This window comes from Cellvibrio fibrivorans (genome assembly GCF_031457055.1).
In the GTDB taxonomy this organism is placed as follows: Bacteria; Pseudomonadota; Gammaproteobacteria; order Pseudomonadales; family Cellvibrionaceae; genus Cellvibrio; species Cellvibrio fibrivorans.
This window is the reverse complement of the sequence record NZ_JAVDVX010000001.1, coordinates 244,828-267,895: the sequence shown is the minus strand read 5'-3', so window position 1 is coordinate 267,895 and position 23,068 is coordinate 244,828. Positions and strand designations below refer to the sequence as shown.

Annotated in this window: 25 protein-coding genes; 13 read left to right on the top strand and 12 right to left on the bottom strand. The window is 46.6% G+C overall.

The features are described from left to right. Positions 1–32 precede the first annotated feature (32 nt). From ubiD to mscL, 3 genes are all read left to right on the top strand, one after another. Positions 33–1,514, top strand: a complete 1,482-nt coding sequence (gene ubiD, locus J2X05_RS01235) for a 4-hydroxy-3-polyprenylbenzoate decarboxylase (RefSeq protein WP_310067621.1) — start codon at positions 33–35, stop codon at positions 1,512–1,514. A 15-nt stretch (positions 1,515–1,529) separates the two neighbouring features. Continuing rightward, on the top strand, positions 1,530–1,721 hold the full coding sequence (locus J2X05_RS01230; protein WP_310067619.1) for a CPXCG motif-containing cysteine-rich protein: 192 nt from the start codon (positions 1,530–1,532) through the stop codon (positions 1,719–1,721). Between the two features lie 109 nt (positions 1,722–1,830). Further along, positions 1,831–2,238 (top strand): large-conductance mechanosensitive channel protein MscL, encoded by a 408-nt coding sequence (mscL, locus tag J2X05_RS01225; RefSeq protein ID WP_310067617.1) that lies wholly within the window; start codon positions 1,831–1,833, stop codon positions 2,236–2,238. 16 nt (positions 2,239–2,254) lie between these two features. Here the strand turns inward: mscL and J2X05_RS01220 are convergent, their stop codons facing one another. The 4 genes from J2X05_RS01220 to J2X05_RS01205 all read right to left on the bottom strand — a co-directional run bounded on the left by J2X05_RS01220 (position 2,255) and on the right by J2X05_RS01205 (position 5,745). Next, positions 2,255–3,145, bottom strand: coding sequence for a type 2 periplasmic-binding domain-containing protein (locus J2X05_RS01220; protein ID WP_310067615.1), 891 nt, complete (start codon positions 3,143–3,145; stop codon positions 2,255–2,257). Positions 3,146–3,278: 133 nt separating this feature from the next. After that, positions 3,279–3,680 (bottom strand): hypothetical protein, encoded by a 402-nt coding sequence (locus J2X05_RS01215; RefSeq protein WP_310067613.1) that lies wholly within the window; start codon positions 3,678–3,680, stop codon positions 3,279–3,281. A gap of 178 nt (positions 3,681–3,858) precedes the next feature. Beyond that, complete coding sequence (gene cysE / locus J2X05_RS01210; protein ID WP_310067611.1) at positions 3,859–4,668, bottom strand: serine O-acetyltransferase; 810 nt, start codon at positions 4,666–4,668, stop codon at positions 3,859–3,861. A 93-nt stretch (positions 4,669–4,761) separates the two neighbouring features. Further along, on the bottom strand, positions 4,762–5,745 hold the full coding sequence (locus J2X05_RS01205) for an SrkA family protein kinase (protein WP_310067610.1): 984 nt from the start codon (positions 5,743–5,745) through the stop codon (positions 4,762–4,764). 222 nt (positions 5,746–5,967) lie between these two features. Here J2X05_RS01205 and J2X05_RS01200 point away from each other — a divergent pair, with 222 nt between their 5' ends. The 7 genes from J2X05_RS01200 (at position 5,968) to J2X05_RS01170 (ending at position 11,824) form a co-directional block, all read left to right on the top strand. Continuing rightward, positions 5,968–6,729: a ParA family protein gene (locus J2X05_RS01200; RefSeq protein WP_310067608.1), complete on the top strand. Its 762-nt coding sequence runs from the start codon at positions 5,968–5,970 to the stop codon at positions 6,727–6,729. A 38-nt stretch (positions 6,730–6,767) separates the two neighbouring features. Then, complete coding sequence (locus J2X05_RS01195) at positions 6,768–7,232, top strand: tetratricopeptide repeat protein (RefSeq protein WP_310067607.1); 465 nt, start codon at positions 6,768–6,770, stop codon at positions 7,230–7,232. Continuing rightward, on the top strand, positions 7,233–9,038 hold the full coding sequence (locus J2X05_RS01190; RefSeq protein ID WP_310067604.1) for a two-component system sensor histidine kinase NtrB: 1,806 nt from the start codon (positions 7,233–7,235) through the stop codon (positions 9,036–9,038). Next, positions 9,035–9,748 (top strand): response regulator, encoded by a 714-nt coding sequence (locus J2X05_RS01185; RefSeq protein ID WP_310067602.1) that lies wholly within the window; start codon positions 9,035–9,037, stop codon positions 9,746–9,748. Before J2X05_RS01190 ends, J2X05_RS01185 begins: the two co-directional genes overlap by 4 nt. A gap of 249 nt (positions 9,749–9,997) precedes the next feature. Beyond that, complete coding sequence (locus J2X05_RS01180) at positions 9,998–11,071, top strand: hypothetical protein (protein WP_310067598.1); 1,074 nt, start codon at positions 9,998–10,000, stop codon at positions 11,069–11,071. A 55-nt stretch (positions 11,072–11,126) separates the two neighbouring features. Beyond that, entirely contained in the window at positions 11,127–11,336 is a 210-nt protein-coding gene (locus J2X05_RS01175; RefSeq protein WP_310067594.1) for a hypothetical protein, read from the top strand. A gap of 83 nt (positions 11,337–11,419) precedes the next feature. Further along, entirely contained in the window at positions 11,420–11,824 is a 405-nt protein-coding gene (locus J2X05_RS01170; protein WP_310067591.1) for a globin family protein, read from the top strand. Between the two features lie 29 nt (positions 11,825–11,853). On the opposite strand, the gene J2X05_RS01165 is transcribed toward J2X05_RS01170, so the two are convergent. The 8 genes from J2X05_RS01165 to J2X05_RS01130 all read right to left on the bottom strand — a co-directional run bounded on the left by J2X05_RS01165 (position 11,854) and on the right by J2X05_RS01130 (position 19,305). Beyond that, positions 11,854–12,342 (bottom strand): ribonuclease HI, encoded by a 489-nt coding sequence (locus tag J2X05_RS01165; RefSeq protein WP_310067585.1) that lies wholly within the window; start codon positions 12,340–12,342, stop codon positions 11,854–11,856. A 253-nt stretch (positions 12,343–12,595) separates the two neighbouring features. After that, positions 12,596–13,054, bottom strand: coding sequence for a hypothetical protein (locus J2X05_RS01160; protein ID WP_310067583.1), 459 nt, complete (start codon positions 13,052–13,054; stop codon positions 12,596–12,598). A 236-nt stretch (positions 13,055–13,290) separates the two neighbouring features. Continuing rightward, entirely contained in the window at positions 13,291–14,805 is a 1,515-nt protein-coding gene (locus tag J2X05_RS01155) for a retron St85 family RNA-directed DNA polymerase (protein WP_310067582.1), read from the bottom strand. Next, on the bottom strand, positions 14,802–15,371 hold the full coding sequence (locus tag J2X05_RS01150) for a hypothetical protein (protein ID WP_310067581.1): 570 nt from the start codon (positions 15,369–15,371) through the stop codon (positions 14,802–14,804). The genes J2X05_RS01155 and J2X05_RS01150 overlap by 4 nt, the downstream gene beginning before the upstream one ends. 140 nt (positions 15,372–15,511) lie before the next feature. Continuing rightward, a complete protein-coding gene (locus J2X05_RS01145) occupies positions 15,512–16,096 on the bottom strand; it encodes a hypothetical protein (protein ID WP_310067580.1) in 585 nt (194 codons plus the stop codon). A gap of 51 nt (positions 16,097–16,147) precedes the next feature. Beyond that, positions 16,148–17,083 carry an FRG domain-containing protein gene (locus J2X05_RS01140; protein ID WP_310067579.1) on the bottom strand — a complete coding sequence of 312 codons (936 nt, stop codon included), beginning with the start codon at positions 17,081–17,083 and terminating at the stop codon, positions 16,148–16,150. A gap of 609 nt (positions 17,084–17,692) precedes the next feature. After that, positions 17,693–18,622, bottom strand: coding sequence for a DUF2971 domain-containing protein (locus tag J2X05_RS01135; RefSeq protein ID WP_310067575.1), 930 nt, complete (start codon positions 18,620–18,622; stop codon positions 17,693–17,695). Positions 18,623–18,702: 80 nt separating this feature from the next. Continuing rightward, entirely contained in the window at positions 18,703–19,305 is a 603-nt protein-coding gene (locus J2X05_RS01130) for a hypothetical protein (RefSeq protein ID WP_310067573.1), read from the bottom strand. A 663-nt stretch (positions 19,306–19,968) separates the two neighbouring features. Between J2X05_RS01130 and J2X05_RS01125 the strand changes: the two genes are divergently transcribed. The 3 genes from J2X05_RS01125 to ahpF all read left to right on the top strand — a co-directional run bounded on the left by J2X05_RS01125 (position 19,969) and on the right by ahpF (position 23,040). Continuing rightward, a complete protein-coding gene (locus J2X05_RS01125; protein ID WP_310067571.1) occupies positions 19,969–20,481 on the top strand; it encodes a hypothetical protein in 513 nt (170 codons plus the stop codon). Positions 20,482–20,711: 230 nt separating this feature from the next. Then, on the top strand, positions 20,712–21,275 hold the full coding sequence (gene ahpC, locus J2X05_RS01120) for an alkyl hydroperoxide reductase subunit C (RefSeq protein WP_310067570.1): 564 nt from the start codon (positions 20,712–20,714) through the stop codon (positions 21,273–21,275). 199 nt (positions 21,276–21,474) lie between these two features. Next, positions 21,475–23,040 (top strand): alkyl hydroperoxide reductase subunit F, encoded by a 1,566-nt coding sequence (gene ahpF / locus J2X05_RS01115; RefSeq protein WP_310067568.1) that lies wholly within the window; start codon positions 21,475–21,477, stop codon positions 23,038–23,040. Positions 23,041–23,068: the final 28 nt, after the last annotated feature.

Genomic DNA, 23,068 nt, shown 5'->3' with positions numbered 1-23,068 from the left:
TTTTTAAATTAGTTATTTGGGTTTTTATAAAAATGAAATACAAAGACCTGCGCGATTTTATCGCCCTGCTTGAAACACGCGGTTTATTAAAGCGCATCAAACAGGAAATTGATCCCCACCTTGAAATGACTGAAATTTGCGATCGCACCCTGCGTGCCGGTGGGCCCGCGTTATTGTTTGAAAATCCCAAAGGCTATGCGATTCCTGTGCTCGCCAATTTATTTGGCACTACTGAGCGGGTTGCCTTGGGTATGGGCCAAGAATCCGTTGGTGCTTTGCGCGAAGTGGGCAAGTTGCTCGCGTTCTTAAAAGAGCCGGAGCCACCCAAAGGGTTTAAAGATGCTTGGGATAAATTGCCGCTGTTCAAGCAGGTTTTAAATTTAGCCCCGAAAGTGCTGAGCAAGGCGCAGTGTCAGGATGTAGTGTTGGAGGGCGATGCGGTCAATTTAGATCTGTTGCCGATTCAAACCTGTTGGCCAGGCGATGCCGGCCCATTGGTGACCTGGCCGCTCGTTGTTACCCGAGGGCCGCACAAAGAGCGGCAGAATCTCGGCATTTATCGCATGCAAAAAATCGGTAAAAACCGGTTGATTATGCGCTGGCTTTCCCATCGTGGCGGTGCCTTGGATTTTCGTGAATTCCAAATTCAAAACCCTGGTAAAAATTATCCTGTTGCAGTTGCACTTGGCGCTGATCCAGCGACTATTCTCGGTGCGGTAACGCCGGTGCCCGATACACTGTCTGAATACGGATTCGCAGGGTTGTTGCGCGGCGATAAAACCGAAGTAGTGAAATGTATCGGCAACGATTTACAAGTGCCCGCATCGGCCGAATTTATTTTGGAAGGTTATATCGCCCCCAATGATGTGGCGCCCGAAGGCCCATTTGGCGACCACACCGGTTACTACAATGAAGTGGATAATTTTCCGGTGTTTACCGTCGAGCGAATTACTCATAGACGCGATCCGATTTACCACAGCACTTACACCGGCCGTCCGCCGGATGAACCTGCCATTCTCGGTGTTGCACTCAATGAAGTCTTTGTACCGATTTTGCAAAAACAATTTCCGGAAATTGTCGATTTTTATTTGCCACCCGAAGGCTGTTCTTATCGCATGGCCGTCGTCACCATGAAAAAACAATATCCCGGTCACGCCAAACGCGTGATGATGGGCGTGTGGAGTTTTCTGCGACAATTTATGTATACCAAATTTGTCATAGTCACTGACGATGATGTGAACGCGCGCGATTGGAATGATGTGATCTGGGCGATGACCACACGGATGGATCCGGCGCGCGATACAGTTATGATTGAAAATACGCCGATTGATTATCTCGATTTTGCATCACCCGTTTCCGGCTTGGGTTCCAAAATCGGTTTTGATGCAACCAATAAATGGCCGGGCGAAACCACGCGCGAATGGGGTACACCGATTGTGATGGATCAAGCAGTAAAAGACCGTGTTGATGCCTTGTGGAATGAGTTGGGTATCGATTTACCTGCTGCGTATTAATAGCTGGAGTTGTTGATGAGTTTCCAAGAAGAATGTTTTCTCGATTGCCCATACTGCGGCGAACCGATCAGTGTGCTGGTCGATTGCTCGCTTGAGCAGCAAACCTATGTAGAGGATTGTCAGGTCTGTTGTCAGCCGATGGTAATTCATGCGGTGGTTGATGAAGATGGTATTCCTAATGTTTACGCCCAGCGTGAAGATGAGTAACTACCAGCATCTTTAATCGGCAACCTTGGTTTTAATCGTGTTATGAGTTATAAAGCTTTTGCAGTGCTTGCCAATAACAGACTCATTCAATTCAAGAAGGGGATTTAACATGAGCATCATAAAAGAGTTCAAAGCTTTTGCTATCAAGGGCAATGTGGTGGATTTAGCCGTGGGTGTCATTATCGGCACCGCTTTTGGAAAAATTGTGTCGTCGTTGGTAGGTGATGTGGTTATGCCGCCGATTGGTTACTTGATTGGCGGTGTTAATTTCTCGGATTTGGCATTTACTTTACCTGCTCTTCTGGAAGGTCAGGCTCCGGTCTTGGTAGCGTACGGAAAATTTCTACAGACACTGATTGATTTCACCATCATCGCATTTGTTATTTTTATGGTTATCAAAGTGATTAATCGTTTGAAGAAAAAAGAAGAGGAAGCTCCTGCAGCCCCTCCTGCTCCGAGCAATGAAGAATTATTATTAAGGGAAATTCGCGATTTGTTGAAGCAGCAACAAAAATAAACTTGTCGTTTGCCTGTCAATTTGATGGCGGGTTTAAAAGTTTCCACTCCGTTAAATCGGGGTGGAAAAACCCGCATTCCCTGTAAGCTCGTTCAATCGTTCCATTTCTACGCATTTGTGTAACGCCTTTTACCAATGCCGTATAAAATTCATCCCCAAGCGGGTGGCTCTTGCTCACTGGCCAATGGCGACTGCCTTGAATTGCAATTTTTACTCCGTCAATTGGAATCAGGCGAATACCTTCAACAATAATTTCCTTATCTTTATTCATTTCAAAGGGTGAGAGCGCAATATCAACGCGCCCCGCATTCACCATACGCGCCATATTGACCCAATTGGGCGTATACATAATTTTGTCAAAGCCCAAGTTTCGCAAGGTATGTAAATCAGGTTTCCATTGGCTGCTGGTAACCACTTTTAATTGGGTGAGTTGCTCGAGGTTTTTACTTGCCAGAGCTAACTGATTTTGTGGTGAGGTGTAGATCCCTACAATAAATTGCCCATTCATCACAATTGGTGGAGATATGTGCAACCGGTCTTTTTGCTCAGCTAAATCCTCGTACCAAATAGTGCCGCTGATGGTTAAAGTTTTGCCATCGATAACATTGCGGATGCTGCGGAAATAATTTTCTTCATCAACAAAGCCTAGTGGTTGAGAAAAGCCGCCGAGCTTTAGCGCCTGCTGCATCAAGATTAGCTCTATCACGTCCCGACGCGCATGGTTGCCGCCGTAGTAAGTGACGTCTTCAGCGCGGCGCTCGCCCAGGAATAAACGGTAATCCTCATGAATATCGGGAAGGACTGCGATACTGGCAGTGCTTTGCGCCTGCGCATACGAGCTGCTGGCGGCCAGTAATATTGCCGCCAGCATGATAAGAAAAGTGAGCCTGCGCAAAACTATGTTCATAACGGGGAATTTGCCGGTGCTGCAGGAGCTTAAAAAAGTATCTGGAGTGTCGGGCAGGTGTTGTCGCCCGGCACGGTTTCTGACGACACTTTTAGTGTGGCTCTGAATCCGTCAATCGTCCAGCAGTGATGGTTCAGAGCACCGGATGACCGCGATACATTCGCACCGGTTTGGCGGGTGGAGGGATATCCGATACCAGCAAAGCTGCGCGCAGTGCAACGCCCTCTTCGGCGGCATGGGGTGCATCCACCAAAATGGTTTGCCCGCGATAGACTTTAACTACCTGTTTGGGTATTTCCGTAGTTTTGGTCATTTCTGTTTTGGCTGGTTCGACAAGTTGGTGCCACTCGTCACCTGCTAGATGGAGCAGCTCTTTTATCAGCGTTCTGGTAATCGTGTCCTTGGTGCTGTGGTGATAGTCCGCTAATTCCTTCAGCATCTCCGGGTTCGCCATTTTTACGCTCGGCTTCATATCGGCGTCTACGCGGCGGCGAATCTCGTACACCAAATCGATCATGGGTTTAGTGTATTGCATGATAGGTTCTCCTCGGTCTTGAGACAGTTGTTGAGCAAATATCAGACCAAAGGCGTAATAACGGTTATATAGAGGGTTTTTGAGCGTCGATGGAGCAAACAGCGAGGATTTTTTGGTGCAGGGGGTTTATTTTGGGGCGTTTTGTCGTTCTAAATAATAAAACGCCCACCGGAAATGACTAGCGAATCAAGTGATCCATTTCTCGTGCGGGCTGATTGCACTGGGTTTCACCGATGATTTGTGCCGGTACACCCGCTACGGTAGCGCGTGCGGGTACATCTTTAAGCACCACGCTCCCCGCACCAATTTTGGCGCACTCGCCTACGGTGATATTGCCAAGAATTTTGGCGCCCGCGCCTATCAATACGCCCTTGCGCACTTTTGGGTGGCGGTCGCCCGCTTCTTTACCCGTGCCACCCAGGGTGACGGATTGCATGATGGACACCATGTCTTCAATCACCGCCGTCTCACCAATCACTATGCCGGTGGCATGGTCGAACATAATGCCCTTGCCAATTTGGGCGGCGGGGTGAATGTCTACTGCAAACACGGCTGAGATCCGGTTCTGCAAAAACAGTGCAAGTGAATTGCGCCCCTGGCGCCATAGCCAATGGGCGACGCGGTAAGCCTGCAATGCGTGGAAACCTTTGAAATAGAGCAGTGGGGTTACCAGTGAGCAGCAAGCAGAGTCGCGCTCGCTCACTGCCATCAAGTCAGCGCGTACGGATTCAACGATCGTCTTGTCGGATGTCATCGCCTCTTCAATCACTTCGCGGATCAGCATGGCGGGCAATGCCGGGCTGTCGAGTTTGTTGGCGAGGTGGAAACTCAGCGCGGCCTCAAGCGTGTCGTGATTGAGGATGGTGGAGTAGAGGAAGCTGGCCAGCACTGGCTCAGACTCCGCCTGCTTGCGGGTTTGCAAACGAATGGATTCCCACAGGCTATCGGCGACGAGTGCTGTGGTAGTGGCAGTGACGGTGGCATTCATGGCCAGATCCTTACACGGAATAGATTAACGGGTAGATAAAAACGTGGATAAACCATTATTGGGTGTCGCTGCTGAATTTCCAACACGCAATTCTTAATAAATGACCAGCGGCGGTTCATTCATAGCGGCCAACTGCTCGCGTAACTCCAGAATATGCTCGCCCCAATAGCGCTCGGTATTAAACCAGGGGAAGTGGCGAGGGAAGGCAGGGTCAGTCCAGCGGCGCGCCAGCCAGGCGCTGTAATGCATGATACGCAAGCTGCGCAGTGCCTCGATCAGCGCCAACTCGGCCAAATCAAAATCGCAAAACTCGCGGTAACCTTCCAATACTTCCGCGAGCTGCAGCGTTTGCTGCTCGCGCTCACCCGATAGCAGCATCCACAAATCCTGGATCGCCGGCCCCATACGCGCATCGTCAAAATCAACAAAATGCGGCACGTCTTCGCGCCATAAAATATTGCCCGGGTGGCAGTCGCCATGCAGGCGGATAGGCGTGTAATCCACTCGGCTGAAAAGGGTCTCGCAGCGAGCCAACAAGTCGGCTCCCAAGGTGCGATAAGACTCGCGCAAACTGGTGGGGATAAAGTCATTACCCATTAAGAAATCGTAACTGTCGCGCCCGAAGGTCTGGATATCCAGTGCCGGGCGATGGGCAAACGGCCGCGCCTGCCCTAAAGCATGAATGCGGCCGAGCGTGCGGCCAAGTGATAGCAGCGCATCAAAGTCATCGAGGTTGGGCGCATGGCCACCCTGGCGCGGATAGAGCGCAAAACGGAAGCCTTGGAACTCACGCAGCGTCTTGCCTTCATCGTTGGCCATCGGTGGTACAACAGAAATCTCCAAATCCTTCAACGCTTGAGTGAACTCATGTTCCTCGATGATCTGCGCATCGCTCCAGCGCTGGGGGCGATAGAACTTGGCGATTAGCGGACTCGCCCCTTCAATCCCCACTTGATAGACACGGTTTTCGTAGCTGTTGAGCGCCAGGATGCGCGCATCGGTCAGGAAGCCGGTGCTATCAATGGCATCCAGCACCATGTCGGGTGTGAGTTGTTCGTAGGGATGGATCTGGGTCATAACTGCTGCTCGCTAAAGTGAGCGGCGATTGTACCTGCCGCCAGCCGATCGCGCTTGGATATGCAGTCAGTCGCAGTAGGGGTTGCACACAGTCGTGTTTTTACACACCCGATGACGTATAAATTTTGAAGGATTCGCTTAAAAATGCTACAAGTTAATACTTGGTGGCTGGTTGTTTTGCATCCCTATAAAAACAGGCTTCATTACACGCATAGGATTGTCATGATTAAAATCGCTTTCTATAACCTCAAGGGTGGCGTGGGTAAAACCACAACCGCAGTCAACATGGCCTATATGGCCGCCGCTGCAAAAAAGAATGTGATCCTCTGGGATCTGGACCCCCAAGCTGCTGCCAGTTGGTTTTGCCAACAGGAGCCAGACGCCACCAAAGCGATTAAACTTTTCAGCAAAGGCAAATCCATCGGCGAGATGGAGCTGTACAGCCCCTATCCAGGCCTGACGCTGATTCCCGCGGATCTCAGTCTGCGCAGTCTGGACAACGAATTCGACGAACTCAGCAAAGACAAGAAATTCCTCAAGCAACTGCTCAAACCCCTGAGCGAAAAAGCCGATATCCTCATCTTTGATTTTCCGCCCACCCTCTCGCCCAGCGTTGAGCAGTTATTGTTGGAAGTGGATATTTTATTGATCCCGATGATTCCTAGCCCTCTGTCGATCCGTGCGATGGAACAGGTGGTGGAATTTTTGAATGGCAAAAAATCCGCGCCAACACGAATCGTTGGATTTTTTAACCAGGTGGACATGCGCCGCAGCTTGCACCGCGAGGCGGTTGAAAACAGCAAAAAAATGCCGGTGCCCATGCTCAAAACCTATATCCCCAACGATTCCGCTGTCGAGCAAATGGGGCTGCGCCGTGCCCCGCTAACCAGCTACAATCAACGCAGCCGCGCGGCACTCGCTTACATCGATATGTGGAAAGAAGTGGCGCGCTTGTTAAAGGCCGCCGCGAAAGATTCAAAATAAATCGCGGCACACACATACATCCGAACTCAGAGTGATCCATGATTAATTTACTGACCCGCGTCTGCGTGTTTGCAGGCGTGCTTGTAATTGTCGGCTGCACGACCAGCACCCATCAGCCACAGACCCCGGCTCCTGTCACTAGTAAACCCACTAGCGTGGTAAAACCCGGCGAGCCAGCGGTAGTGCAGCCGCAGCCCGGTGCAGTGCCCAAACCTGTGCCAAGCGTTGCGCTCAATCCCGCAGCGCAGAGTCTCGCCAAACAAGCGCGCCAACAATATTTATCCCAGGATTACCAGGGCGCTATCGCTACCGCTGAGCGTGGCCTGCGTATTGAACGCCGCGCGGCTGATTTGTATTTGGTGCTCGCGCAAAGTTATGTGCAACTAGCCCTGCCGGAAAAAGCCAAAATGTTTGTACAGCAAGGCCTGCGGTTTGCAGCGCCCGGCTCTGATGTGGCGCAAGGTCTGGCGCGGGTACAGGAAATGGTGGATCAGGGGTATTAATTGAACGATCCACTTATCGACACTTACAGCTCTTTGGCGTTCAAGCAGCGCTATCAAGTGCTCGATCCTATCCGTTTGTGTTTCAAGGATGCCGCGCTGGAGCAGGAATACACGGCGAACCTCGCCGACAATATTGCGCGGCAAGTGCGCATGGCTCTCGCTCTGGCGTTTGCACTCTATTTAAATTTCGCCTTTCTCGATTATTTATTAGTGCCGGAAAAAATGCTGCAGTTGTGGGGAATCCGCGCTGTGGTGTGCACGCTGTTTGCGCTGTTATTTTGGCTCACCTTCCAACCGATTTTTAAGCAGATCCACCAGCCAGTTATTTTTTATTCCAGCATGGTGGCTGCCAGCGGCATATTCGCCATGTTGCTGATTACCGATAACCAATACAGCCATTATTACTACGCGGGCATTAACCTCTGCATTACCTGGACGCTATTTATTGTCGGCTTGCGCTTTGTGAATTCGCTCGGCACGGTGATGGTGATCATGTTCTGTTACAACCTGATTGCGTTTTATAAAGAGCTGCATCTGCCCGATATTATTTCCAATAATTTTTTTCTGCTCTCCAACGCGGTCATCGGTATATTCGCTGGCTACACGATTGAGCAACATGCGCGCTGGCAGTTTTACCAGGCGCGGGTGATAAAAAATAACAGCAGCAAATTACACCGCGCGATGATTGCCGCATCGCTTGATGCGGTGATCACAATTGATGAAAGCGGTTCTACCATTGAATTTAATGAAGCCGCCGAGGCCATGTTTGGTTACAGTCGCGAAGAGGCGTTAGGGCAATCAATTGGTGAACTGATTGTGCCCGACGCCACCCGCGGTCGTCACGAAGATGGCTTTCGTCGCTACAGCCAAACCGGTGAGCCGCGCGTGCTCGGACAGCGTTTGGAATTGCAGGCCAAACGCAAAGACAAGAGTGAATTTCCGGTTGAGTTGACACTGCGGCAGGTGGATTTAATTGGTCGCCGTTTAGTGACGGCCTATATCCGCGATTTAACCGCGCAGCGCAATGCCGAACGCGAAATTGCACAGCAGCGCGAAGTGCTGCAGCGCAATGAAAAATTGGCCTCCATGGGAACCCTGCTCGCCGGTGTTGCCCATGAATTAAATAATCCACTCACCATTGTGGTGGGGCAGTCGCAATTGCTACGCGAAACGGAACAAGACGAGCGCGTATTAAAGCGCGCCGAAAAAATTGCCAATGCCGCCGAGCGCTGCGTGAAAATTGTCTCGACGTTTTTATCCATGGCGCGTGAGCAGCCACCCAAGCGCAAACTGGTCGATATAAATCGCGTAATTCAGGATGTTATCGATTTACTCGATTTCAATCTGCGCAATCAACAAATCAATCTTGAATTGGCATTGAGTGAGCAATTGCCGGGAGTGATGGCTGACCACAACCAATTGCATCAGGTCATTAGCAATCTGGTTATCAATGCCCAGCAAGCACTGCAAGATCAGCCGCGCAAAATTATCCGCATTGTTTCCATACAAGTGGAGAACAGCGAACAGATTTGCATAAAGGTAATGGATTCCGGTAGCGGTATTGCCCCCGAATTGCGCGCGCGTATTTTTGAACCCTTTTTTACTACCAAAGCGGTTGGTGTAGGTACAGGTTTGGGGCTGTCGGTGTGCAACGGTATTATCCAGAGCCACGGAGGCAGTATTGAATATGAAGAGGTGCCGGGTATGGGCGCGTGTTTTAGTCTGTGTCTGCCTATCGCCAATCAACCTATTGCTAATCAAGGTACCGATCAACCGGTCAGCAGCAGCGGAGAAAAAATGCCATGACCATTAATTACAAAATGATTGTTGTCGATGATGAGCTGGATATTTGTGAAACCCTGGCCGATTATTTTTCGATGCAAGGTTTTGACGTAAAAATGGCGGCGAACGGGCAGGAACTAAAAGCGCTGTTGCCGGATTATACACCGCACATAGTATTGCTCGATTTAAATATGCCGGGTGAGGATGGTTTTACGCTAACGCGTTATCTGCGCGCGCATACCAGCGCGGGTGTGATCATGGTTACTGCAGCAGCAGAACAGGTGGATATGATTGTCGGCCTGGAAATGGGTGCCGATGATTATGTGAGTAAACCCTTTGATTTGCGTTCCCTGCTGGCGCGCGTGCGCAGCGTATTGCGCCGCACGCAAAATGAAGTGCCGGCGAATAGCCAACCGGTGCAAGACGCACGCAAAAAAGTCGGCAAATGTTTACTGGATATTGAAGCGCGCAAGCTCTGGGAGGGCGAAGAGGAAATTCCGCTCACGGCGATGGAATACGATTTACTTATGGTGTTTTTGCAAAATCCCAACCGCCCTTTGTCGCGCGATTATTTATTGGAACTCGCCCATAAAACCGATGCAGATCCCTTTGATCGCTCTATCGATAGCCGCATCACCCGCATGCGTAAAAAAATCGAACCCGATCCGGATAAACCCACCACCATCAAAACCGTACGCAGTGTCGGCTATGTGTATGTGCCGGGGCCGGGATAGTCCCGATCGGTGACCGGCCCGGTCGCTGACACAATTGACACAAATCTCCCTCTGCGCGACAAACTCCTGACAACTTCCCCCTCTATTATGGCCACATGAACAAACGACATGGCTGTCGCTGCTGTTAAACGGAACTTGTTCATTGCTGTTGTTCACTTTTTTTGCTCAATGTTTTCCCTGATGTAAACCGAAGCAGGCGCTTCACTAAACACTTACTCATACTTTTTTGAATTTATAAGGATGTTCAAAATGAAAGCACTTCATACGTTTTTCCATTCATTGTCTTTGGGGCGTTCACTGATCGCAGCTTCTGCCGCGTTGGTTTCTATCGCCGCCTCGGCATCTGATTTTCCACTGCGCGCCGATGACATCAACCTGAATTACCGTTACACCACTGACACCCATTGGTCTGGCGGCGCTCAGGAATACGCATTGGACATTATTGCCCGCCGCCACATCGGCAGCGGTAAATGGGATCACCTCAAAACTAATGGCGCGGACAACAAGGTCAACTCCAACCACATTGTTTATGGTGCAAAAATTCGCGCGATGGACTCAGGTACCGTCGTTGGCTGTTGGCGTAACGCGCCGGAAAACACGCCCGGCTCCAATCACGCCAAAGTAGCGGAAGGTTATATCGGCTATGCCGGAAACCACTTGTGGGTTCTGCAAGACGATGGCAACTACGCTCTCTATGCCCATGCCCAACCCGGCTCGATCCCAACCGATTTATGTCCGCACAATGCCACCTACTTACCCGCCAAAGAAGAAGGCGCAGTTTGGACAATGGCAGGTAGAGTCTGGGGTGGTGCGCGCATTACCAAAGGGCAAGTATTAGGTTTGGTCGGTAATAATGGAAACTCATCTGGCCCGCATTTGCATGTGCATGTGCAAACCGGAGATAACCTGCCAATCGCAATGAAATTCGATCGCGGTCAAACAACGCCATTTACGAATGAGACTGCTTCAGTCAATGCCACCTGGACTTTGTTAAAGGGTAAATCCATACCCGCCGGTGAAATGATGGTCTGGGCACCACATTCAGTCGCTTATTGGACAGTAAACAATATTCCCGATGAGCGCATGCAAGCCTGGTTCAATCACTTTGCGGATTCCGGCGTAATGCCCAACGTTTATGCCTGTACTGACAATGGCCAAATTTATAACACTGGCTGGGTTCCTTCGACTGGTGCATGGCAGGCGTATCACGGCATGTCGTTAACTTCGTTCAACAAAAAATCAGATGACTTGGCCAAACTTGGTTACACCCGTTATGGCTGGTGGTACTGCGGTTCTGTGTACACCGGAATCTGGCGCAAGTAGTTAAATTAGTTAAACAAACGGAATTTTTTGAAAATTATTCAAGAGGATTTGAAAAATGAAATTAATTAAATTGATAAGTGTGTTGGCCTTGGTTGTGGGCGCGGGTACTGCGCAAGCAAGCATAGTAATGCCGGATCTGCGTGTGAAAGAGCCTGTCGGTAATTTCAATCCGCAGCCGGATCCACCAGGCAAAGCTATTGAAGCGCAAGTTGACGAGTTCAACCCGCAACCCGATCCGCCAGGAAAAAATATTATTGTGCAATAAGTGCGTTAACCACAAAGGCAATCACCCAGCGTGATTGCCTTTTTATTTCCCTCATCTTTTTCTCTGCGAATAAAGGAGTCGTTATGGATAGCTCAACCATCCAACTCGTGCAAAGTTCATGGCAAAAAGTAGCAGCCATTGGCCCGCAAGCCGCTGCGCTTTTTTATACCAATCTGTTTGATGCTGACCCCGCTTTAAAGCCGCTCTTCAAAGGTGATTTGCATGCACAAGGAAAAAAATTAATCGATATGATCGGCATCGCCGTGAATAAATTAACCGAGCTGGATGTGCTGGTACCAGTGCTACAAAACCTCGGCAAACGCCACGGCGGTTACGGCGTACAAGATTCCCACTACGATACCGTCGGCACTGCGCTGTTAAAAACCCTGGGGCAGGGGCTTGGGCAAGATTTTACGGCAGATGTAAAAACGGCTTGGGTAACTGTTTATGGGGTTATGGCAGATGTTATGAAAGCGGCGGCAAAATAGTAAACACTGCTTTGCCTTGCGCCATATGGCTAGGAAATTTGGCGATTAAACTCGCGCAAGGCAAAGCGCGCAGCTTTATCAACCAGCGCAAATAGCTGATCCGTATCATTTTTACTGTGTCGGGGTTTATGTCCATCCACTTTAATAATCTGGCAATCGCACTGATCCATCGCTTTAAAAAATTGCTGGTAAAATTCAGTGTTATTTAATTGCTTGCCATCGCGCGAAAAATATTCCCGCACTTCTAAACTACTGCGCCGTGCCAGCAAACCCAGGATATTTTGTGAATCACTATAAACCGCTACGCGCTTGGTTTTTTCTGGGTGTAACAAAAATACATCATCTATAGCCCACAACAAGGTTTGCAATTCCAGTGTTGTTGACGATGTGTTTTCAAATTTCTTTACTTTCACTTTTGTTTTTAAATCAGCACGCGGTGACTCCGTGCTATTAATCGCTAGGTAAGCACCAAAGCCGATGCGAGTTTTGGTATCTACGCTGCCGTCTGTGAAAAGCATTAAGTCATGCAATCAATTGATTCTCTGGGTGTTGTGGTTTTTTGATCTCGGATTTCGGTCAGAGGCTGGCGTTGGCACCTACTGTAGGTTGCTGGTGAGGAACGAACCGCAACATGGCATTGCTTCCGATTGCGATTCAAATCACTCATGCGCCGATCAATAGAAAGCTAACATTAAAAAGTAATTAATAAAAAACGCCGAAGGTCGCATAATGACCAGGAGCAGCTCTCCACTCTGATTCAAATTACTGTCATTAAGGATTTCCTACATTTACCAATATGCTTTCTTTACTACCATTTTTCATATACCCAATAAAATAAGTGTTATATATCTCATCCGTATAGAACGCATCTGTTCTTGGGAATGACAAGAGTATATGCAAAAAATCTGAACATTCATTGGGGTCCAACTCAATCTTAAAATAATCAAATACAATATTTTTGTGCTTATCAGAAATAAACGAATTAGCGGGAACATCTTGATGAGTTGTTGCACTAATATGCTCGATGACCTTATAACCAACCTTGCACTCAGGACTTATATCTCTATGCCCAGCCCAACTAATGTAATTTTCGTCAATACGAAAAGATGCATAAATCGCCATCCCTGCTGTACTCCAAGCCCCCCATACACCAATATATTTTTTAGTGATCTCATCTGACTTAACTGGAGAGGTAAAAATAGCAATTAGGATTACCAAGAGATATTTCATTCGCACCTCAACTCATAATCGTTCTTATACATCTAAAATTCAGTAAACGGCCAATTGCGGACATTCAAAAAGCCTCTACTCGAACCACTCTCTAACTGCTTATGTCCCGCAGAACGATTTGACTAAAGTGCCGCACACGATTCATTGAATTAGCAATTAAAAGGTGATGCATATTAGGTAATAATTTCGCTAAAAATCTACTGCGCCTCTTATTTCGAATGACTTGGCTTTGCTACCTAAACTGATTCATCTTTATATTTCTGTATACGAACAAGCCTACGAACCCTATAAAGCGCGAGCCTGTCTTTACGAATCTGCCTAGCATTTCTTCCGCAACTAAAGGATGACAAGTAGCCGAAATAACCAGACAGCTCATCTAGCCTATCAACATACTCATGTGGATTTCTCAAAGCATTATTGAATATAGCTCGAAGCTTTCGGCGATACTCTCGCGGGGGCTGAACTTTTTCATTGACCACCAACCCCGTTACTCGCTGACTCGCACGATTACTAGCTACACGAGTTTTTTCATCTTTAAGGTTGAAGCCCTCATTCGCCAATAACTCTCGGCACTTCGAAACAATAGATTCGATAGCCGCCCTCGAATTGGCGCTAAAAGTAATGTCATCAGCATATCGACTGTAGTCCAAACCACGGGCCACAGAAATTTTGGACATCGCCTCGTCAAAGTCATATAGAACCGCATTAGAAATAACAGGACTGGTTGGCGCTCCCTGTGGAATAACTCTATTCAACGTAACAATACCTGATACTGCTGTTGCTAAATTACGACCAATGCCATTTTTCTCAAGAACCCGAAAAACATGCTCTTTGGTTATGTTGCCAAAAAAATTTTCGATATCGACATTCGCCACATAAGCTTTACCAATGTGCTTCTCAGCATTTGTATTAATTGATCTTCCACTCATGTAGGCATGACATGCATCGTGGACTTTCAAATGGCATAAAATATATGACTTAATCCAATACTGAATTGTTTTAAGAAAAAAGCGAGGAGCTGCAATATCGCGTTCACCCCCGCCCTTTTTTGGTAGATTGAAATGTCTATAGTGGTTTTCAGGTTTATGAATGAATGAGGTAAGTAAACGAGGAGATACCCCAATCGCCAACCCGAGCTGGCTGAGGGACATATCCTTCTCACAGGACTCGCTCATACTTGCTTGATGCAATGTTTTTAGAGTTGGGAAGGAACAATAGCGGTATTGAAAGGAAGGAATGCCGGGAGAATGGAAGTCAAGGCCAACCTGAGTACTAAGTTGCTCTGAGACCCGCGACCAGTAGGTTCTGGTTCGAAGACGAGTCGGCTCCGTCCGCGAAGGCTTCGAACCAGAACCTACTGGTCGCGAGCCCTCTTGTAATGTTGAACTAAATTCTGAAGATGGCGAAGCGCCATCCAAATCTTGATCCATTGCACCCGGCAGGATTAGGCTAGCATCATAAGCTGCTCGTAACAAGCAAATCCTAGCCTTATCTCTCTGCCGCCGAAGCTTTACATCCATCCGCATGTTCGCCAATGCTGTCAGCGAGTACATCGAATATTTCTTATTTAAAAGAACAATATAATTTGAAGCTTCCCAATGGGAAAAACAGCCATTTAGGTATAATTCATCTGGCCATTGCTCTACTGTAGGATAAACCAGTTTCAAAAATGATAAGACCTCTTGGGGAGCAGCTGGCTGTAAGACACCCAATCCCCATAAAAGCAATTGATCATTAAACTGGATACTCATGTGAGGGCTCCGCTACCGCTTGTAAACCACACATGACGCCTAGTTTTTAACCGATCAACCAGGGCTGCTGTATCAAAGGCTGAAAAGTCGCAATGCACAAGTTGGCCGCCAAATGTATCAATCGCTTTAGCTGGCCCCTCATTCATATAAGAAACATCATCCTTGTAAGCTTCATCCATTATCAATATAAAGTCAGTCTTTCGAGCATTCGCGTGGACATGTTGATGGGAAAACAATCCCAACTCACAAAAAGACCCTACACTGGCTGCAATCAAAATTACAGCATTACTATGATTTTGAATGAATTGGAGTTCATTATCATGGGCCATGCCAGAGAACTTTTTCCGCAAAGCCTCAAGACCATCATCTTCGCCCAAAACTACGTCAAAGTTTTCTGCCTCTAACTTTTCTTTTATACACTTTCTTAAAGCAGCTGCATTATCTGAAGAAGCAAGATCTAAAGAAGGTCCACAGAGAAAAACAACAAACTTTCGGTTCTCAAAAGCCCCTTCAAGATCCTTTGCAAACATTTCTACTGACCTTTTTAGATTATTTGTTTTACTCACAGGATTACGGCCTCGATAAAGTACGTGTGCAGCACTAGCTACTTATTAATTAAGCTTAAACTTCCGCTCTGGACAAATCTACCCCGTTCGGCCAAGAGTCGACTTCAGGCTGCGCGATTAAATCCAACCACCAATTCACGTCAAACGATATGTAATTGGGTCTTTTTCACATGGACAGAACAATTATCCTGATAATATTGCTCTCGTATTCTTGCCGATCGGAGACTTAAGTTTAATTCTGAGTCAACCCTGCTATTTATATCAATACCGTATTTTAAAATTTCGCGGCGATACGTTTTTAGGGTATTTTCGCTATATCCAAATTCATGTAGGTAATCATAGAAATATGCCCTTGCTGCCTTAGATATGCTTGGATTTTCTTTCTCTTCAATTATCCATAATGGATGCGTTTCATCATAAAGAGTAATGTGCACATCTTCTGGGCTTGTATACTCAATTACCTCTAATTTGTATTTTGCACGCTTAACTTTATTTTCATTTACCCATTCATGAAAGAATAGAACTGCCTCTTCTTTGGTATTAAATGTCGCAGCTGTTTTCCATGAACAAATGCGCCCCTTAAGTGAAAGATACGACCCTTCATCCAGGTGAAATCTCTTGATAATTTCACCTTCAAAATCCATGTCAGCAATACCAGCATTAAAAAAAGATTTGCTAACTCGAATGGTCATCATGTTGATAGCGCGACCTACAGAATTACTCATTTAAAAGCCCTTTAATCACATGGTAAATTTCGGCCATAGAGCAGACATAAGCTACTTCCATAGCACCTTTTTATGTGAAAAGTGTTGAGCCGCATTTTCAAGCGTAGGCATGATAGTGAGCCTAGATACATCTAATCTATAAAGCAGCTTCAGTAAACTGGCAGCTTCTGATGAAGGCAGTGAAAGCCGAATCAGAGGGGATTTCATGTAATGCGTTTCAGAATTCCTTTCCGCACTTAATATGTCTTCAATACTTGGCCATCGCCCATGCTTTAGAAGGTACCCGTTAGCATCTTTTATCAATGTAAATGCGCCTCGCTGGGCAAGTAAAAAAGGGTTATTCGCACGAGCAGCTGAAACGTATTGAATACTTTTTATATGAGCTAAAATATTAGTATTGAGACAAATAATAGAAAAATTATAGTTGTCTCCGCATCGACGAAAATCTTCAGCAACTTTTTCAGCCGCAAAATATGCCGCTATTAATGGCGATGTAGTCCAATCTAACAATCTGGTAGGAACTCCAGAATGTTGAGCAAGTGCCATACAAGACAGAAACTGCGGTGACGGAAAGCTCGTATCAATATCTTCTTCGTGATCAGACATTAAATTTTTGAATAATTCGTTATGGAGCAATAGCGAGTGATAATCAAGGGGGGTGTTAATACCAACATGATCCGCCGCCTCTAAAAAAAGTTGTATAGCCCTCAGTTCAGCATGTAAATGTAATCTCAAATATTGTCTTAAATTCCCTTCTTCTAACGTGCGAAAACAAGGCGGTTGAGGCGTATAGTTTGCCAAACAATCAGAGGAGCGATGAACAACAGGGAGCAATCGCCATTCCTCTCTGGCTTGTCCTCTAAAAAGGTACCCGCTCATTAATCGCTCGCTTACATCGAACACACCTTTAGGGGAAAGGACATTATCATCCATAAAACAATCTATTAGTTCTCGTGCGGTATTAAAGCTGACATCTTCGTCAAACATGCAATCCCCCATTTTTAATTGAATTATTTCGTCGAAATGATCGAGTAACTGAAGGTCAGCCCATGCCTTTCATTATCAACCCATTGTTGATGAGCGCACCAATTTCGAACTTTGGTAAATGAAAATTCTGTTTGAGTTCAGAATAATTGTGGCACCAATAACTCCTTGTTTTTATCGCAGTCGCTCGTTATGCCACTGGCACCTTTAAGGTCGCGGCTCCCAGCGGATGAGTTCATAGTTAAAGAAGTATATTTTGCACAGAGGAGCATTAACAGAACTGCTTTTGGCAAGGTCATATAAGGTACCGCAACCAAATTTTTCCCATATATTTGAAACCATTACCTATCAGGAGATTTTTCCAGTCCTGAGGGGATAGCTCTTCCCATTTAACCAACTGCGCGTCAATTTTTAAATCAGGCATCAAAGCTTCCTGCTATGGATGGTTGTATGACATTAAGCGCAGAAGGTACTTTGTAAGTTACACATTACGATAATCTTCTCGCGGCGATTCACCAAAAGCAGACGACGAAACATATTAACTAGAAAACGTGCTCTTGGCGTGAGCTTTAAGGACTCGTTACCGCAACCGCCTGTTACTTGTTGGTTCTTCTATTTTTCTTTAATAATAGTTAAACCACTTAAATCCTGATTTTCTCCGATACTAAAGAACTCGACATTATGATTAGTATTCTGCTTAACGAGATTTCGATAGTGCAACTTACGTTCTGGGCTCATACGCAAGCCAAAAACTACATGGCTTAAATCTCCAGGAAAGTCGAAAAGGCCATGAGTCTCTTCCACGTATCGCCATTCCTTTTCATAATTCCATGTAGACGTTTTGGTACTAATGGTTGACCGAAAAACTGGATCTTCAAATGAGACTCGTTGTACATTTTGCCGTCCGGAGCCGGGAGCGAAAACTTGCACCTCATTTATAAAGCCTGCGTTAAACGTCGGCTTTTCTCGAGAATATGTAACAGGCAGGCAATGCCTTTGACTTGCAAGCTTACAGTCATGAGAGCTACTAAATCCTAATGCTATGCCCTGATGGTTTGCGCCGTAATGAGCCCACATAAGTTCATTGGAGCAATCTTCACTTAAACTGAAAATGCCAACTTTAGATAGGCGTTCACGCATATCTTTAAATATGTTCTCAGGCCTTGACAAATCGACACCGTGATCAGAATACAATTGCCTCATAGCTTTAACTTTCCTTTCGTGGCTAAGCTTACCAAACCGCTTAATCCAATGTTTTGTTGCTCTTTCACTCAATGAAAATAGTCGCGTTGGTGGCTCGAAAAATGGTGGCCGCATGACTACCCCCATCAATTGGCCATTTTCAAGCTCTCGAATGGTCCTCGTCTCCCATTCCAATGGAATCTCGCCAATTCTACATTCCAGTGGATCATTTAGTTGAGAGGGGGAAGAAAGCCAAACTTTTTGATTCTTGATTATATCTTCCGTTCGCCCTGAATCATCACGATATTTATAAAGTATGTTTGGTCTCAATTCATTATTCTCATATGTTGTCTCTATCACTGGCAGCCTAAGATGGAGTTCAATAGCAGTTTTTAAGTTGTTATGTAATACAGAGAATGATAATCCAGCAAATCTAATAGTCAGATTTCACTGAGCGTGTCTTTTATTTCATGTTTCAGCGCTTTGGAGAATTTTCCATATTCAATCTCAAGATCCATTAAGCGACTTATTTGACCATCAGTAATTTTCCCGCCTGAGCTCAAGGTCTCTAACATTGACTTGTAGGTCGAAGAGTATGGCATTAAAACTTCTCTTTTAAATTGCTGGAATTTTTCTATAATAGAGTCAGAAAATAGTGCAGAATTTCTCCTAAATGTATTTAGTAGAATATCTTTACGACCTAAGAATTGAGCGTGGAGATCGACAAAATTTTCTCCTCTATTTGTGAGTGCATCTTCAGATATTTTTCCCATCGGAGATTCACAGTCACTGATACAAGCAAAGCTATCCAATAGGGCGTGAACTTTTCTTTCATAGATTGAAAGGTGCTTAGCTTTTCTAAGCTCCGTTTGAAGTCCTAAATGGGATTTAAAGGACTCTAGCAGCTCTTGGTTTTTATTCTTTTCAAACTCTATAAATCTCTCTATTTGTAATTTTGTTGAAGTTATAATCTTGTGCTTAACGTACCAAACAACAAAGCCCAACACTGAGCCTACAAAAGTAATCTCCTGCCAATTCTCCATTAATTGCTCCATAAAAAGATAACAGCTTATAAAATAGTTCGGACATTTACATATGTTTCAATTTTTACCAATTTTTCATCGAAAAATTTCAACATTCATAAGATTATTGATTTAAGGGAAACTGGGTTTATAGACTCTGCTCTCATTTTTGGTGTATGTCCGCTTTGGGCACTTTCCAGACCTTAAAGCTATTGCGGTTCGTAAACTCAGTCTACGCGACCCGCCCCAACCTACGGGCACGCTGCCAATCTTCAATCCGTTGCAGTTCGTAAACCCACTCGACCAGCCCCAACCAACGGGTAATTAATTGAGCTTTGGCTGTTTGCGTTATGGGGCAGCGAATAAGAAGAATCAATTAAAGACCATAGCAGCATACGGCGCCATTCTGAATTACAGCGCATTACCTTAGTGCCAGCGTGCTTGTTGTTTTTGCCTCTCTGACACAATTGCCACAAAAATAATTATCTGCGACAAACTTCTGACAAGTTCACTGCTTATTATGCCCACATGAACAAAGCGACAGGGACGAAAAAACGCCGCGAGGTGTTGAACTTCAAGGATGGTTTGTTCATTGACTCAATGCGTTACCTAAACTCCGAAAGGAAATCAAACTGCCTGCCATAGTGGTAGGTTAATTGTAAAAATTATTGCGAGGATGCAATCATGTTGAAATCTAAATCTGCTCTGTTTATCTCTTTGTTGTTCGCTGCCCAATTAGCCTCTGCCGGTGGGGTGATTCTCGAAAAGCAGGCAACTCCACCCTTCGATCAATCCTTAAATGGTACTGTCATTCTGGAATGCCAGCCGGACAACGGCAGTGTGATTTTGGAAAAAGGCATTATCGTGCAGGACAAATTAGCGGGTGCTGTCATTCTTGAAAACACGCCTGACACTCACGATGAAGGTGGTGTGATTATTGAACGCGGTGGAATCAAACTGCTGAGTGGTGGGGTGATTCTTGAGCGTGGAATTATTGTGCAAAAGAATCAACTCGCGGGTGGTGTGATTCTGGAAAACACTTCACGTCCTGACGCCGGCGTTGTGGTGCATGACGGTAAATTAGCTGGCACCGTCATCATCGAACGCGGCGGCATCATCATGGAAGACCTGCACTTGGCTGGCGGCCTGATTATTGATCGCCACGGTAGAGCGAACGGCCAGTCACTTAGCGCTTGATCGACGACCCATCCCTATCTATTAAAAACCGCAGTTTCCGAAAGGAGGCTGCGGTTTTTTGTTGTTTTGCAATAGCCAATAAGCATTGGATTTTAATTTTCGATAGATTTTGAATATTGAGTGCATGGTGATATGCAATTAGCCCCATGGCGCCCAACTCCCTAATCTGTGCCCGTTGAATCAATTAACCCAACGGGATCAAACCCACACAGACCTTAGGAGTTCTACTCATGGCAACTATCAATTCAGAAATCAAACCTTTCAGCGCCCAAGCCTATCATCAGGGCAAATTCGTCCACCTGACTGAGGCTGACATCAAAGGTAAATGGGCGGTGGTGTTTTTCTACCCAGCCGACTTCACCTTTGTATGCCCCACTGAATTGGGCGATCTGGCCGACAACTACGCTGAATTCCAAAAGATGGGTGTAGAGATTTACTCCGTATCAACCGACACCCATTTCACCCACAAAGCCTGGCACGACAGCTCGGAAACCATCGGCAAGATCCAATACCCGATGATCGGTGATCCAACCGGCACTATCACGCGCAACTTCGGCGTGATGATTGAAGAGGCCGGCCTCGCAGATCGCGGTACCTTTGTAATTGACCCGCAGGGCAAGATCCAAATTATCGAAGTGAATGCGGGCGGCATTGGCCGCGATGCATCGGAACTGCTGCGCAAAGTAAAAGCAGCGCAATACGTTGCGGCGCATCCTGGTGAAGTTTGCCCGGCAAAATGGAAAGAAGGTGAAGCGACTCTGGCTCCATCGCTCGATTTGGTTGGGAAAATCTAAGGCTAAGTTGATGTATTCGTCACTCCTGCGAACGCAGGAGTCCAAATTGATTAATGGATACCCGCGTTCGCGGGTATGACGAAAATATTGTCGGTCAGTATTTTGCCAAGCGATATTTTTCAAATTTTTTACAAAACGATTTGCATAAACAAGCTCGCTCACAAGGTGGGCTTGCACAGAAAATCCCACGGAGACGACTATGTTAGATGCCGCGATTAAAGGCCAACTCAAAGCCTATTTGGAAAAACTGCAACGCCCCATTCAATTGGTTGCAAGCCTGGATGACAGCGCAAAAAGTCTGGAGTTGATTACCCTGTTGCAAGAAATCACCAGCCTGTCTGACAAGGTAAGTTTGATTGATCACGGCACTGCTAAATTGCGTCCCTCTTTTGCAGTAGCTGCACGAGATGAATCTCCCCGTATTCATTTTGCGGGTATCCCTATGGGGCATGAATTTACCTCGCTGGTGCTTGCACTCTTGCACAGCGGCGGTCATCCACCGAAAGTGGATGCAAAAACTATCGAGCAAATTAAAGCAATTGACGGCAAATTTCATTTTGAAGTATTTGTTTCTCTTTCCTGCCACAACTGTCCGGATGTAGTGCAAGCCGTAAATTTAATGGCCGCTCTCAACCCCAAAATTACTGCCACCATGATCGACGGTGCCTTGTTTCAACAAGAAGTTGATGCACGCAAAATCATGGCGGTGCCAACGGTATTTGTTAACGGTGAGCACTTCGGCCAAGGCCGTATGACGCTCGAAGAAATTATCGCCAAAATCGATACTGGCGCAGCTGCGCGTGAAGCCAAAGCATTAAATGAAAAAGATCCGTTTGATGTATTGGTTATCGGTGGCGGACCAGCCGGTGCAGCGGCGGCGATTTACTCTGCGCGCAAAGGCATCCGCACGGGTGTAGTCGCGGAACGTTTTGGCGGACAGGTATTGGATACGGTATCGATTGAAAATTTTATTTCCGTCAAAGAAACCGAAGGCCCCAAGCTTGCGACAGCGCTAGAACAGCACGTTAAAGAATACGACGTGGATGTAATGAACTTACAAAAAGCCGCGCAGGTTATTCCTGGTAATAATCCCGGCGATTTGATTGAAGTAAAACTCGCTAGCGGCGCGAGTTTAAAAAGCAAAAGCATTATTCTCGCCACCGGCGCGCGCTGGAGAGAAATGAATGTGCCCGGCGAAAAAGATTATCGCGGCAAAGGCGTCGCCTACTGCCCACACTGCGATGGTCCGCTATTTAAAGGCAAACGCGTTGCGGTCATCGGCGGCGGCAACTCCGGTGTTGAAGCGGCGATTGATTTGGCCGGTATAGTTGCACATGTGACCTTGATCGAGTTCGATTCAAAATTACGTGCCGACGCTGTATTGCAACGCAAATTATCCAGCCTGCCCAATGTCACTGTGATCACCGAAGCGCTGACGACCGAAGTGATCGGCGACGGTGAAAAAGTCACTGCGCTGAAATACAAAAGCCGCAATACCGATGAAATCGCGTCAGTGGAGTTGGATGGCATTTTTGTACAAATCGGCCTGCTGCCCAATACCGATTTCCTCAAGGGTACCGTGCAGTTATCTAATCGCGGTGAAATTGAAATCAATGCGCGCGGAGAAACCTCGGTACCGGGTGTGTTTGCCGCGGGCGATTGCACCAATGTGCCTTACAAGCAAATTATTATTGCGATGGGGGCTGGTGCGACAGCATCGCTGGGTGCGTTTGATCATTTGATTCGCACCAGTGCACCGGCTTAATAACAGCGACAAATAAAAACGCGCGGCC